The organism is Alphaproteobacteria bacterium (assembly GCA_005883305.1).
GTDB lineage: Bacteria > Pseudomonadota > Alphaproteobacteria > Sphingomonadales > Sphingomonadaceae > Allosphingosinicella.
The window spans coordinates 168,028-180,815 of record VBAC01000001.1; the positions used below are offsets into that span (position 1 = coordinate 168,028).

At 68.4% G+C, this 12,788-nt stretch carries 12 protein-coding genes; 5 read left to right on the forward strand and 7 right to left on the reverse strand.

What is annotated here, in order from left to right; translation table 11 throughout:
• The first annotated feature begins 3 nt into the window (after window positions 1–3).
• The 4 genes from E6G92_00785 to E6G92_00800 all read left to right on the forward strand — a co-directional run bounded on the left by E6G92_00785 (window position 4) and on the right by E6G92_00800 (window position 5,278).
• Entirely contained in the window at window positions 4–1,734 is a 1,731-nt protein-coding gene (locus E6G92_00785; protein ID TMJ18426.1) for a cytochrome c biogenesis protein DipZ, read from the forward strand.
• Window positions 1,735–1,980: 246 nt separating this feature from the next.
• A complete protein-coding gene (sseA, locus tag E6G92_00790) occupies window positions 1,981–2,817 on the forward strand; it encodes a 3-mercaptopyruvate sulfurtransferase (GenBank protein TMJ18427.1) in 837 nt (278 codons plus the stop codon).
• On the forward strand, window positions 2,814–3,986 hold the full coding sequence (gene metC / locus E6G92_00795; protein ID TMJ18428.1) for a cystathionine beta-lyase: 1,173 nt from the start codon (window positions 2,814–2,816) through the stop codon (window positions 3,984–3,986). Before sseA ends, metC begins: the two co-directional genes overlap by 4 nt.
• Before the next feature lie 20 nt (window positions 3,987–4,006).
• Complete coding sequence (locus E6G92_00800) at window positions 4,007–5,278, forward strand: mechanosensitive ion channel (protein TMJ20636.1); 1,272 nt, start codon at window positions 4,007–4,009, stop codon at window positions 5,276–5,278.
• Here E6G92_00800 and E6G92_00805 read toward each other — a convergent pair.
• Entirely contained in the window at window positions 5,226–5,579 is a 354-nt protein-coding gene (locus E6G92_00805; protein TMJ18429.1) for a hypothetical protein, read from the reverse strand. The genes E6G92_00800 and E6G92_00805 overlap by 53 nt on opposite strands.
• Window positions 5,580–5,620: 41 nt before the next feature.
• Here E6G92_00805 and E6G92_00810 point away from each other — a divergent pair, with 41 nt between their 5' ends.
• Window positions 5,621–6,415, forward strand: a complete 795-nt coding sequence (locus E6G92_00810; protein TMJ18430.1) for a hypothetical protein — start codon at window positions 5,621–5,623, stop codon at window positions 6,413–6,415.
• A gap of 2 nt (window positions 6,416–6,417) precedes the next feature.
• On the opposite strand, the gene E6G92_00815 is transcribed toward E6G92_00810, so the two are convergent.
• From E6G92_00815 to E6G92_00840, 6 genes are all read right to left on the reverse strand, one after another.
• Window positions 6,418–6,831 carry a DUF3035 domain-containing protein gene (locus E6G92_00815; GenBank protein ID TMJ18431.1) on the reverse strand — a complete coding sequence of 138 codons (414 nt, stop codon included), beginning with the start codon at window positions 6,829–6,831 and terminating at the stop codon, window positions 6,418–6,420.
• 3 nt (window positions 6,832–6,834) lie between these two features.
• On the reverse strand, window positions 6,835–7,365 hold the full coding sequence (lspA, locus tag E6G92_00820; protein ID TMJ20637.1) for a signal peptidase II: 531 nt from the start codon (window positions 7,363–7,365) through the stop codon (window positions 6,835–6,837).
• Window positions 7,366–7,387: 22 nt separating this feature from the next.
• Window positions 7,388–10,312, reverse strand: coding sequence for an isoleucine--tRNA ligase (ileS, locus tag E6G92_00825; GenBank protein ID TMJ18432.1), 2,925 nt, complete (start codon window positions 10,310–10,312; stop codon window positions 7,388–7,390).
• Window positions 10,313–10,346: 34 nt separating this feature from the next.
• Window positions 10,347–11,303 carry a hypothetical protein gene (locus E6G92_00830; protein ID TMJ18433.1) on the reverse strand — a complete coding sequence of 319 codons (957 nt, stop codon included), beginning with the start codon at window positions 11,301–11,303 and terminating at the stop codon, window positions 10,347–10,349.
• Window positions 11,300–12,226 (reverse strand): bifunctional riboflavin kinase/FAD synthetase, encoded by a 927-nt coding sequence (locus E6G92_00835; GenBank protein TMJ18434.1) that lies wholly within the window; start codon window positions 12,224–12,226, stop codon window positions 11,300–11,302. The genes E6G92_00830 and E6G92_00835 overlap by 4 nt, the downstream gene beginning before the upstream one ends.
• A gap of 63 nt (window positions 12,227–12,289) precedes the next feature.
• A complete protein-coding gene (locus E6G92_00840; GenBank protein ID TMJ20638.1) occupies window positions 12,290–12,739 on the reverse strand; it encodes a dihydrofolate reductase in 450 nt (149 codons plus the stop codon).
• Between the last annotated feature and the right edge of the window lie 49 nt (window positions 12,740–12,788).

Genomic DNA, 12,788 nt, shown 5'->3' on the forward strand with positions numbered 1-12,788 from the left:
GCCATGCTGTTCTTCCTCCTCGCCTATGTCGGCGGCATTCTGACGATCCTGAGCCCATGCGTTTTGCCGGTCCTTCCGTTCGTCTTCGCACGGGCGAACCGCTCCTTCCTGCGCAGCTCGCTGCCGCTGCTCGCCGGCATGGCGATCACCTTCGCGTTGGTCGCAACCCTGGCGGCGGTCGGGGGCGGCTGGGCAGTGCAGGCCAATCAGGCGGGCCGCTGGGCGGCGCTCGCGCTGCTCGCCTTCTTCGGCGTCACCTTGCTCTTTCCCCATCTCGCCGACCGGGCGATGCAGCCGCTGGTCCGCCTCGGCGCGCGCCTCTCCAGCGCCGCCGATCGGGGCGAGGAGCGGATCGGCTCGTCGCTGCTGCTGGGCATTGCGACCGGCCTGCTCTGGGCCCCTTGCGCGGGTCCGATCCTCGGCGCGATCCTGACCGGCGCAGCGCTGAGAGGCGCGAGTGTCGGCACGACCTTCCTGTTGCTCGCTTATGCGCTCGGCGCCGCGACCTCGCTGGCGCTGGCGCTGCTCGTCGGCGGCCGAGTCTTCGCCCTGATGAAGCGCTCGCTCGGCGCCGGCGAGTGGGTGCGCCGCGGGCTCGGGCTTCTGGTGCTCGCCGCCGTCGCCGCGATCGCGCTCGGCCTCGACACCAATTATCTGGCGCGGCTTTCCAGCGCCCAGACCGAGAGGATCGAGCATTGGATCGCCGACAGGCTCGGCACGGATATGCCGCGCGGCGATACGGCGTTGCGCGAAGGAGAAAATGGGGCGCTGGTCCTCCCGGTCGAAGGCCAGATGCCGCCGCTCGACGGGATCGTCCAATGGCTGAACTCCGATCCGCTGACGCGCGAGCGCCTGCGCGGGCGTGTCGTGGTGATCGATTTTTGGACCTATTCGTGTATCAACTGCCTGCGCTCCATCCCCTATGTGCGCGCCTGGGACGAGCGCTACCGCCGCGACGGCCTGGTGGTGATCGGAGTCCATGCGCCGGAATTCGCCTTCGAGCGCGACATCGCCAATGTCGAGCGTGCCGTCCGCGATCTCGGCATCCGCTATCCGGTGGCGATCGACAACGATTACCGGGTGTGGCGCGCGTTCCAGAACCGCTTCTGGCCGGCGCATTACTTCATCGATGCCCAGGGGCGGGTCCGCTACCACCATTTCGGCGAGGGCGAATATGACGTGTCGGAGCGCGTCATCCGCCAGTTGCTGGCCGAGGCCGGCCATCCGCCCGCCGGGGCCGGGGCTCGGGCCGAGGCGGCCGGGGTCGGTGCCAAGGCGGCGCAGCGCAGCCTCGTCTCGGGCGAGACCTATGTCGGCTATGCCCGCGCCGAGAATTTCGCCTCGCCGGGAGGACAGGTGCGCAATTCAAGCCACGACTATCGGGCGGCCACGCTGGCGCTCAACCAATGGTCGCTGGCGGGCGCCTGGACGGTGGGTCAGCAGAGCGCGCGGCTCGACCGCGCCGGCGGCCGGATCGCCTTCCGCTTCCATGCGCGCGATCTCCACCTCGTTCTCGGCAGCGCCACGGGACGCCCGGTGCGCTTCCGAGTCACCATCGATGGGCATCCGCCCGGAATCGATTCGGGCATGGACGTCGGGGCCTCCGGCGAGGGCGTGGTGACGGTCCAGCGGCTCTACCAGCTCGTCCGCCAGCGCGGAGCGATCGCCGACCGCACTTTCGAGATCGAGTTCCTCGATCCCGGCGCCGAGGCCTTCGCCTTCACCTTCGGCTGAGGGCGTTGTCTGTACTATCCTTCTCCGCTCATCCTGAGGAGCCCCTTCGACTGCCTGCCAAGGCAGGCGCTCAGGGTAAACTTGCGAGCTTGTCGAAACGGCGTCTCGAAGGACGATCCTTCGAGACGGGCCTTCGCGGGCCCCATGAAAGTAATACTTTCATGGGAACCCTCCCAAGCTCAGTCCCTCCTCAGGATGAGCGGAGGAGTGGTTCAAACTGATCGATCAATGCTCTAGAGTTTCCTCATGGACTCGCTGGTCTCGACCGAATGGCTGGAAGCCGAGCTCGGCGCGCCGGACCTGCGCGTGATCGACGCCACCACCTTCCTCCCCGGCTCCGGCCGCGACGCCCGCGCCGAATATGAGACCGGGCATATCCCCGGCGCGGTCTTCGTCGACATCGACGAGGTCTCGGATTCGGCGAGCCCGCTGCCGCACATGCTGCCGCCGGCGCATCAATTCGCCAGCCGGATGCAGGCGCTGGGCCTGGGCGACGGCCACCGCTTCGTCGTCTACGACAACAGCCCGCTCCACAGCGCGGCCCGAATCTGGTGGATGTTGCGCCTATTCGGCGCGCCTCATGTCGCGCTGCTCGATGGCGGCCTCGCCAAGTGGAAGGCCGAGAGCCGCCAGCTTGCCGTCGGGAGCGAGCGATACCGTCCCGGCCATTTCACGGCGATCCTCGATCGCGCCCAAGTGGCCGACAAAAGTGCGGTGATGGCGCTGGAGCGCGGGGAGATCGTCGACGCGCGGCCCGCCTCGCGCTTTCTTGGGGACGGTGCGGAGCCGCGGCCGGGAGTCGCGCCCGGCCACATTCCGGGCTCCAGGAACGCGCCGCAGAGCGAGTTCTTCAACCCCGACGGCACCTGGAAGCTGGGCGACGACCTGCGCGCCGTGTTCGGCGCCGCGGGCGTCGATCTTTCCAAGCCGATGGTCACGACCTGCGGCTCGGGAGTCACCGCGGCGGTGATCCTGTTCGGCGCGCACCTGCTCGGCAAGGACGACGTCCGGCTCTACGACGGCAGCTGGTCCGAGTGGGGCGCGGATCCCGACACGCCCAAGGCGCGGGGCGCCGCCGCGTGAAGGGCAAGGCGCCGGAGACCCGGCTCGTCGAGGCCGGCCGGCGCGCGGAATGGACTCTGGGAATCGTCAACCCGGCGGTGTGGCGCGCCTCGACCGTGCTGTTCGAAAGCGTCGCGGAGATGCAGGCGGCCAACCCGCCCGAGGACGGCACGCTCCATTACGGACGCAACGGCACGCCGACGAGCTGGGCGCTGCAGGAGGCCCTTACCGAGCTCGAGCCCGGCGCCGCGACGACTCGGCTCTATCCATCGGGCGCGGCGGCGGTCGCTGGGGCGCTGCTGGCGGTGCTGGAGGCCGGCGACGAGCTTTTGATGGTCGACAGCGTCTACGGGCCGACCCGTGCGCTCTGCGAGGGCCTCCTCAAGCGCTTCGGCGTGACGACGACCTATTACGACCCGATGATCGGCGCCGGGATCGCGGACCTGATCGGCGAACGGACCCGGGCGGTGTTCATGGAGAGCCCGGGCACGCATACGTTCGAGGTGCAGGACGTGCCGGCGATCTGCGCCGCAGCCAAAGCGCGCGGGCTGGTCACTCTGATCGACAACACCTGGGCGACTCCGCTCTTCTTCAGGGCGATCGCGGCGGGTGTCGACCTGTCGATCGTCGCCTGCACCAAATATATCGGCGGCCATGCCGATCTGATGCTCGGTTCGGTGACGGCGAGCGAAGCGGCGGCCGAGCGGCTGATCCGAGCGCACCGCTTGATCGGCCAGGCCGCCGGGCCGGACGATTGCTGGCTGGCGCTACGGGGGCTTCGGACGCTCGACGTGCGGCTGAAGCGGCATCAGGAGAACGGCCTCGCCGTCGCGCGCTGGCTGGAGCGCCAGCCGCAGGTGGCGCGGGTGCTCCACCCGGCGCTGCCGTCATGCCCGGGCCACGAATATTGGGCGCGCGACTTTACCGGCGCGAGCGGTCTCTTCTCCTTCGCTCTCGACGGCGGGGCCGCCGCCGACGCGGCGCGGCTGATCGACTCGCTCGAATTGTTCGGCATCGGCTATTCCTGGGGCGGCTTCGAAAGCCTCGCTCTGCCGGCCGATCCTGTGCGCACGGCGACCGGGCTCGCGCTCGAAGGTCCGCTCGTGAGGCTCCACATCGGTCTTGAAAATCCCGACGACCTGATCGCCGATCTCGCCCAGGCGCTCGCCGCTTACGGGAGGAGCGGGTGAGCCCGGATCTCGGCCTCGCAATGCCCGATCAGGCCGCGCTCGCCGCAACCGGCGCCGCCGCGGCGATCGTTTTCGGCGCGGGCGCGTTCGCCTGGCTGGCGGGGCGCTGGGCGGGGCCGATGATCGCCGGGCTGTGGCAGCGGCGGACCGGAGGCCAGAGCGAGGGCATGATCCCGCGCGCCTGCGCCCTCGTCCGCTACCTGATCCTCTGGCCGGTCCTCGCCAGCGCGCTTCGTTTCTATCCCTGGCCGCCGCTCGCTTCGTTCCTGCTCGGCTTCTTCGCCGCGCTCGCCGCCGCGCTCGTCATCCGCAACATCGTTCGCGGTCTCAATCTGTCGCGCTGGATCGCCTGGACTCTGGCCCTGTTCCTGTTCGTCGCCATCCTCGCCGACGCGCTCGGCGGGCTCGACAACGTCACTCGGCCGCTGGACGCGCTCGCCTTCACCATCGGCTCGCGCCGACTGTCGCTGCTGGCGATCCTGCAGATTTCGATCGCCCTGCTCGCCCTCTACGCCGCGGTGAAGCTGATCAACCAGCTGATCGGCCAGTCGCTCAAGCATGCCGACGCGCTCGATCCCACCCAGCGCCTGCTGACTCAGAAGCTGCTCGCGATCGCCACCGTTGCGATCGCCTTCTTCATCGGCATCGACCTCGCCGGGATCGACCTCACCGCGCTCGCCTTCTTCTCCGGCGGCGTGGGCCTCGCCATCGGCTTCGGGCTGCAGAAGACGTTCGGCAACCTTATCGCCGGGATCATCCTGCTGATGGATCGCTCGATCAAGCCGGGCGACGTGATCTCCGTTGGCGAGAGCTTCGGCCAGGTGAACAAGATCGGCGTTCGCGCGGTCTCGATCGTCACCCGCGACGGCAAGGAATATCTGATCCCCAACGAGCTCCTCATGACCCAGGAGGTGGTCAACTGGTCCTACTCGACCCGCGACGTCCGGATCAGCATCCCGATCACGATCGACTATGCCTGCGACGTCAGGCTCGCCCAGCGGCTGATGATCGAGGCGGCCGACGCCTCGCCCCGGGTGCTGGAAACGCCGAAGCCGAACGTGTGGATGAAGGCCTTCGGCGAGAACGGCATCGATCACGAGATCCGCGTGTGGATCCTCGATCCGGAAGCCGGCATCGGTCCGGTTCGCTCGGACATCCTCAATCGCCTGTGGGAGCTGTTCAAGGAAAACGGGATCAAGGTGCCGGCGCCGCAGCGCGCGGTCCGGATCGAGGGCTGGCCTATCGATCCAGCAGGCGGCTCATCTGGTCCAGCGCCCGCTCCAGCGACCTAGCGAGGCGCTCGGCCGCTGCCCTCGGGGTCTTGGAAGGCGCGGCCGCGAGCAGCGCCTCGACGCCCAAGGCCGCCCAGGCCGAGGTTTCCGCGGCCACTGCCTCGAATCGGCGGCGGGCGATCGGCAAGGCGCGGTCGTAGGCGTCGCTGATCCGGGCGGCTTCGTCGAGGCCCACCTCATGGCCCGCGCCCTCGCGCCCCGCGATCCGCTCCACCAGCCGAAGCGCCTCGCGCAGCTGAGCGACCTGGCGGCCGGGGTCGGTCCCGGGCGGAATCGGGGAGGGCCGCGCGTGGTGGGTCATTGGAATTATGCTACTGCGTGGGCGCCAAGGAACCGTTAACGATGGTTGCGCGCTGCGCGCCGCTAGGGCAGGCCTCCGCCATGCTGAAGTCCCTTGTCGCTGCCGTCCTCGCCCTGATCGCCGCCGCCCCCGCTTTCGCGCAGGACGAGGAGCCGGCCCCGGCGGCCTCGCCGAGCGCGTTCGACGTCAGCGGCGAGATCAACCTGATGAGCGATTATCGCTTTCGCGGCGTTTCGCGGTCCGACGAAGATCCGGCCGCTCAGGCGGGCGTGCAGGTGCGCCATTCGAGCGGCTTTTACCTGGGCGCGCGCGGCACCACGCTCCAGGGGCAGGACGCTTTCCGCCTGCGCAATCCGGCCTATGTCGACCAGGGCAGCGCCGAATTCGATCTCTACGGCGGCTACAGCCTTGATCTCGGCGGCGGCTTCGATCTCGACGGCGGCCTCATGTACTACGCCTTCTCAGGCGCCCCGGGGGCGACCGATTATGCCGAGCCCTATGCCTCGCTCTCCTACCTGATCGGCCCCGCGCAGCTCAGCGCCGGCGCTAAATACGCGCCCTCGCAGGCCGCCACGGGCAACGAGGACATGCTCTACCTGTTCGGCCAGCTCGACGTCAGCATTCCCTTTCGCCCCTGGAGCTTCACGGCGCAGGCGGGGCACCAGGATTGGGGTGTCTACGGCGATTATTGGAACTGGTCGCTGGGCCTTCGCTACCACGTCCAGATCGAGGGGCTGCCGAACGCCGAGATCGGCATCGGCTATGTCGACACCGACCTGCCGAGTCTCGCCGGGCAGGACGCGGGAGTCAGGGTGACTCTCGAAACGAGCTTCTAGCTTTAGTTGGGAACCGTAACCCGGGCTTCCTGGCCGTCGCCCTGAGGAAGCTGGAGCATGGTCTGCACGAGCGTCCCGCGGCTGACGACGGCGGTCTGGGGATCGCCGGCGACGGAGCGGGCGCCGAGGGCGGCGCGGTCGACATGGGCCTGCTGAAGCAGATTGTTCTCGACCGCGCTGCGCGGCTGCGGGCCGCCGAACAGGGCCTGGAGCGCCTGGGCGCGCGGATCGGTGCCGCTTGTATCGGCCTCGCCCGGGCGCGGCGGAGTCAGCGCGAAATCGGGCGGGACCACCAACGGCGCGTTGCGCGCCACCGCGAACTCGTCCGGACGGGCGCGGTTGAACGGGCCGCCTCCCGCGCAACCGGCGAGCGTGAAGGCGGCCGACGCTGCCAGGACGAAAAGGGGGGTACGCATCGATCAGGATTCCTTCTTCTTCGCCCGTCCATCGCGCATCAGGAGCGCGCGGACAAGCAAAAGCAACACGCCGACGGTAATCGCCGCGTCGCCGACATTGAAGACCAAAAAGGGCCGCCATTCGCCGAAGTGGAGGTCGGCGAAGTCGACCACATAGCCGTAGCGGACGCGATCGACGATGTTGCCGAGCGCGCCGCCGAGCACGAGCGCCAGCGCGAACGAATCGTCGCGGCGCTTCTCCCGCCACAGCCAGGCGGTAACGAAGATCGCGATCCCCGCGGTCATCGCCACCAGCAGCCAACGGCCGAGCTCGCTGTCGGCCGTGAGCAGGCCGAGCGACACGCCCTTATTCTCCACCCATCGAAGGTCGAAGAAATCGAAGAGCTGGATTTCGCGCCGGAACTGGAGCTGGAGCGGATAGGTCACGACCCATTTGGAGGCCTGGTCGAGTGCGAAGACGAGAAAGGCGACGACCGTCGCGAAGGCGCGGTTGCGCTTGAGCCGAAGCTGCTCGGGCAGGGCGCCCGAGCGCATCGCCGCCATTTCGATCCGGGCCTCAGCCATTGACCACGTCCTCGCAGCGCGCGCACAGGCCGCCATCCTCGGCGACCTCCGGAAGCAGCCGCCAGCAGCGGCCGCATTTCTCGTTCTCGCTTCGAGTCACCTCGATCCCCTCGCCCTCGCCCCGCACCACTTCGGACACGATGTAGATTTCCGCAAGGTCGGCCGGCTCGGCGCGGGTCAGGCCCAGTTCCGATTCGGGAAAGACCACGCGCGCCTCGAGGCTGGAGCCGATGACCTTGTCGCGCCTGAGCGGCTCGATGCATTCGGTGACTCGTTCGCGGGTCTCGCGGATGATGTCCCATTTGCCGCCGAGCGCCTCGTCCTTCCACGCAGGATCGACCGCGGGCCATTCGAGCAGGTGGACGGAACCGCCTTCCGGATAGCGCGTCGCCCATACCTCTTCGGCGGTGAAGCAGAGGATCGGGCTGATCCACCGGACCAGCGCCTGGAAGACGTGATCGAGCACGGTCCGGTAGGCGCGCCGCTTCGGATTGGTCGGCGCGTCGCAATAGAGGCTGTCCTTGCGGATATCGAAGAAGAAGGCGGAGAGGTCGTCGTTGGCGAAGGTCGCGATCGCCCGCGCGTAGCGGTTGAACTCGAAGCCCTCGGCCGCCTCCTTCAGCTCCGCGTCGAGCGCGGCGAGGCGGTGGAGCACCCAGCGCTCCAGCTCGGGCATGTCCGCCGCCTTCACCGCCTCGTCGGCCGAAAAACCGTCGAGCGCCCCGAGCAGGTAGCGGAAGGTGTTCCTGAGCTTGCGATAGGCGTCGGTGGTGGTGGCGAGCACCTCCTTGCCGATCCTGACGTCCTCGAAATAGTCGGTCGAGGCGACCCACAGCCGCAGGATGTCGGCGCCGTTGTCGCGGATGATCGCCAGCGGATCGACGACGTTGCCGAGGCTCTTCGACATCTTGCGCATGTTCTGGTCGAGCGCGAAGCCGTGGGTCAGCACCGCGTCGTAGGGCGCGCGGCCGCGGGTCCCGGAGGATTCGAGCAGGCTCGACTGGAACCAGCCGCGATGCTGGTCGGAGCCTTCGACATAGAGGTCGGCGCGAACGCCTTCGCCATAGCGCGCCTCGATCACGTAGCTGTGGGTCGCGCCCGAATCGAACCAGACGTCGAGAATGTCCTTCTGCGGCTCGTAATCCTCGAGCTTGTAGCCGTTGCCGAGCAGGGCCTGATGATCGGCGTCGAACCAGGCGTCGGCCCCGCCCTCGTGGAAGGCGCGGATGATCCGCGAATTGACCGCCGGGTCCTTCAGATACTCGCCGGTCTTGCGGTTCACGTAGAGCGCGATCGGAACGCCCCAGGCGCGCTGGCGGCTGATCACCCAATCGGGGCGTCCCTCGACCATGGCGCGGATGCGGTTCTTCGACTTCTCGGGGACCCAGCGCGTGTCATCGATCGCGGCGAGGGCGGTGGCCCTTAGCCCCTCCCCCTTGTGGGGAGGGGTTGGGGTGGGGGTGCGCTCCTCCGGAGCGCGCGGCTGCTCCGCAGCCGCACCCCCCTCCCTGCCCTCCCCCACAAGGGGGGAGGAGAAATCGCGGTCCATCGGAATGAACCATTGCGGGGTGCAGCGGTAGATGACCTTGGCCTTGGAGCGCCACGAATGCGGATAGCTGTGCTGGAAATCCGCGCTGGCGGCGAGCAGCGCGCCGGCCTCGCGCAGGTCGGTGCAGATCGGCCCCTCCGGCGCATTGAACTTGGCGTTGATCACGCTCCCCTGGCCGCCGAGCCACTCCCAGTCCGCCCGGTAGAAGCCGCCGTCGTCGACCGCGAACACCGGATCGATCCCCGCCGCCTTGCAGACCAGGAAATCCTCCTCGCCATGGTCGGGCGCCATGTGGACGAGCCCGGTACCGGCGTCGGTGGTGACATGCTCGGCCGGGAGGAAGGGACGTGGGCGGGCGAAGAAGCCGCCGAGATGGTGCATCGGGTGGCGGGCGACGGTTCCGGCGAGGTCGGAGCCCTTGCCCTGCCAGATCGGCTTCAAGCTCATAGCTTGAAAAGCTGCCCTGCCTCGGAACTCGTCGAGAAGCGATCCGGCCACCAAAATTATGCCATCCCACACCGTCTCCAAGTTCTCTGAGAAAGGGGGAACCGATGTGTCGATCAGCTTCAACTGAGTCCCGGCCATCGCCACATATTCGACCTCTGACCCATAGGCGATCGCCTGGTTCACCGGGATCGTCCACGGCGTTGTGGTCCAGACCACCGCGTGGGCGCCGACCAACTCCTTGATTGGGCTCTCGACGATCTCGAACGCCACGTCGATCTGCGTCGAGACGATCTCCTCATATTCCACCTCGGCCTCGGCCAGCGCCGTCTTCTCGACCGGCGACCACATCACCGGCTTGGCGCCGCGGTAGAGCTGGCCGCTCTCGGCGAAACTCAGCAGTTCCTCGACGATCTTCGCCTCGGCCTCGTGCTTCATGGTGAGGTAGGGATCGTCCCACTCGCCCTGGACCCCGAGCCGCTGGAACTGCCCGGACTGAATATTCACCCACTTTTCCGCATAGGCCCGGCATTCGGCGCGGAACTGGGCGGTCGGCACCTCGTCCTTGTCGAGCTTCTTCTTGCGATACTGCTCCTCGACCTTCCATTCGATCGGAAGGCCGTGGCAGTCCCAGCCGGGAACGTAGGGCGCGTCCTTGCCGAGCAGCGACTGCGACCGAACGACGATGTCCTTGAGGATCTTGTTCATCGCATGGCCCATGTGGATGTCGCCATTGGCGTAGGGCGGGCCGTCGTGGAGGATGAAGCGTTTCCGCCCTTTGCGGACGCCCCGCAGCTGCTCGTAGAGCTTCGTCTCCGCCCAGCGCGCGAGGATCGCCGGCTCCTTCTGCGCGAGGCCGGCTTTCATCGGGAAATCCGTCTTCGGCAGGAAGACGGTCGAGCGGTAATCGGGCTTTTCGGACATTGCGGGCGGACTTAGCGAGCGCGGCGGAGGAATGCTAGCGCACGAGCGCGCGGCCGACCGCGTGCATGTCCTCGATCAGCAAAAGGCCGTGAAAGTCGTGGGGCACGTCGCCGAGCTGCTCGGCCTCGGTGAGGCCGGCGAGGCGGCCGCCGGGGGAATCGCCGGCGATGAACAGGCGCGCGCCGCCGCCGCTCATCCTGGCGAAGAAGCGGTAGGGCCAGCCCCACATCGTCCATTCGCCGCGCCGGGGCAGGATCAATGTCGTACCGCGGCACGAGTCCGGCACCTGGCCGATCCAGCCCCAGGCACGGTAGCCGGAGAGGCAGGCATCGCTCGCCCGGGTGTCGAGCAGCCAGCCCGCCTGGGTCAGCTGCCGAAGCCGCGCCAGCGCCTCGGGAGGGCCGGCAAAGCCGTGGGTGTCGGCGATCGCAACGCCGGCCCGGGCGAAGGCCGCGACGAGGGCGTCCGCGTCCCGCGGCTCGGAGAGGCTGAAGATCAGGATTCTGTCCGGAACGCCGCGAAGCACCTCCTCGACGACCGGCATTCCGCCGACGCCGCGGCCGCGGAGCGGAAAGGTGCGCCCTCCATCCGCTGTGTAGCCGTAGCCGACGTCCAGCCCGCGCAGGTAGGCGAACGGGCGATCCGCGATCCGGCCGTTGCCGTCGGTTCGGCAGCCGAGGTCGGAATCGCGGAAGATCATCGCCCGGCCGTCCGCGCTGGTATGGACGTCGAGCATCAGTGCTCCGGCGCCGAAGCGGACCGCGTTCTGCATCGAGAAGATCGTGTTCTCGATGAAATTATGGCCGGAGACGCGCATGTGCCGGGCGCCGCAGCCGTCGGCGGGGGAAAGCTCCTCCGGCTGGGCGATGCCGCGGTGCGCGACGACCCTCAGCACGCCGGGCGGCTTGGACGCGGTCCAGGACGCGTTCCAAAGCGACAGCGCGACGGCCGCGGCCGCGACGAGCAGCAATGCGATCCGCGACGGCCTCAAGCGGCGAGCCTCGCTTTGGCCGCCTCGGCGTCGCGCCCGATCTGGGCCTTGAGGCCTTCGACATCGTCGAACGTCTGCTCGTCGCGGATGAAGGAGATCAATTCGATTTCGAGGCGCTGATCGTAAAGGTCCTCGTCGAAGCCGAAGAACCAGGGCTCGAGCAATTCCTTCCCGTCGAACATCGGTCGCGTACCGAGATTGGCCACGCCGTCCAGCAGGCGGCCGTCGGGCAGCCGCCCGCGCACCGCATAGACGCCGAAGCGTGGGCGCTGATATTTGCCCAGGGTAATGTTGGCGGTGGGAAAGCCGAGCTCGCGGCCGCGCTTGTCGCCATGCTCGACCATGCCCTCGATCGCGAACGGGCGGGTGAGCAGGCGCGCCGCGGTTTCGCAATCGCCCGCCCGAAGCGCCTCGCGGACCCGGCTCGATGAGACCGGCTCGCCGTCTTCGCCGACCACGGGCGCGACCGAATCGACGGAGATCCGGTTGGCCTGGCCAAGCAGCTTCAGCACCTCGACATTGCCGCCGCGGCCCTTGCCGAAGGTGAAATCCTCGCCGGTCACCACCCCGGCCGCGCCGATCCGGCTGACCAGATGGTCGGTGACGAAATCGGAGGCGTCGACCGAGGCAAGCTCGGGACCGAAGTGGAAGACCAGCATCGCGTCCGCCCCCGCCGCGCCGAACAGGCGCTCGCGCTGGTCGAGCGTGGTCAGTCGAAAGGGCGGCAAATCGGGCTTGAAGAAGCGCACCGGGTGCGGGTCGAACGTGGCGACGAGCACCGGACGCCCCTCGGCCCGGGCGCGCGACACGGCGCGCCCCACCACGGCCTGGTGGCCTTCGTGAAATCCATCGAAATTTCCGAGCGCGACGATGCCACCGCGAAGCGGGGCGGGAACCGCCGAGCTCCCGTCCAGGCGCTCCATGCGGAGGCTATAGGGAAGCCGCTCGCGACCTTCAATCAGCCCCCGGCTGTCGCGCGCGAACCCCTATTTCTTCAGGAGATGGACGAAGCTGTAGCCGTCGTGATCCTCGCGCGCCGCTTCCCGCCAACGTGCGGTGTCGAACGGGGGCATGAACGTGTCGCCGTCGGGCGCGCCGCGGACCTCGGTCAGTTCGATGGCCTCGGCCAACGGCTCGAACAGGGCGAAGATCTCCGCGCCGCCGATGATCGAGACGCGCTCGTCCCCGGCCAGCGCCAGCGCCTCCTCCGTCGAATGTGCGATCTCGGCCCCCTCGGCGCGCCAGGCCCGATCGCGGGTCAGCACGATGTGGCGGCGGCCGGGGAGGAGGCCGGGAAGGCTCTCGAACGTGCGCCGGCCCATGATCATCGCCGAGCCCATCGTCACCCGTTTGAAGTGCTTGAGATCTTCGGAGAGGCGCCAGGGAAGGCCGCCGTCCCTGCCGATCACGCCATTATCGGCCCGGGCAACGACCATGGTGATTCGAGTCTCTTTCACCGGCACCACGCCGCCCCTCCCCCTTGTG

Coding starts and splice junctions, on each gene's coding strand:
- E6G92_00785 (TMJ18426.1), top strand. CDS start 4: ATGCTGTTCTTCCTCCTCGCCTATGTCGGCGGCATTCTGACGATCCTG.
- sseA (TMJ18427.1), top strand. CDS start 1,981: ATGGACTCGCTGGTCTCGACCGAATGGCTGGAAGCCGAGCTCGGCGCG.
- E6G92_00800 (TMJ20636.1), top strand. CDS start 4,007: ATGCCCGATCAGGCCGCGCTCGCCGCAACCGGCGCCGCCGCGGCGATC.
- E6G92_00805 (TMJ18429.1), bottom strand. CDS start 5,579: ATGACCCACCACGCGCGGCCCTCCCCGATTCCGCCCGGGACCGACCCC.
- E6G92_00810 (TMJ18430.1), top strand. CDS start 5,621: ATGGTTGCGCGCTGCGCGCCGCTAGGGCAGGCCTCCGCCATGCTGAAG.
- E6G92_00815 (TMJ18431.1), bottom strand. CDS start 6,831: ATGCGTACCCCCCTTTTCGTCCTGGCAGCGTCGGCCGCCTTCACGCTC.
- lspA (TMJ20637.1), bottom strand. CDS start 7,365: ATGCGCTCGGGCGCCCTGCCCGAGCAGCTTCGGCTCAAGCGCAACCGC.
- ileS (TMJ18432.1), bottom strand. CDS start 10,312: ATGTCCGAAAAGCCCGATTACCGCTCGACCGTCTTCCTGCCGAAGACG.
- E6G92_00835 (TMJ18434.1), bottom strand. CDS start 12,226: ATGGAGCGCCTGGACGGGAGCTCGGCGGTTCCCGCCCCGCTTCGCGGT.
- E6G92_00840 (TMJ20638.1), bottom strand. CDS start 12,739: ATGGTCGTTGCCCGGGCCGATAATGGCGTGATCGGCAGGGACGGCGGC.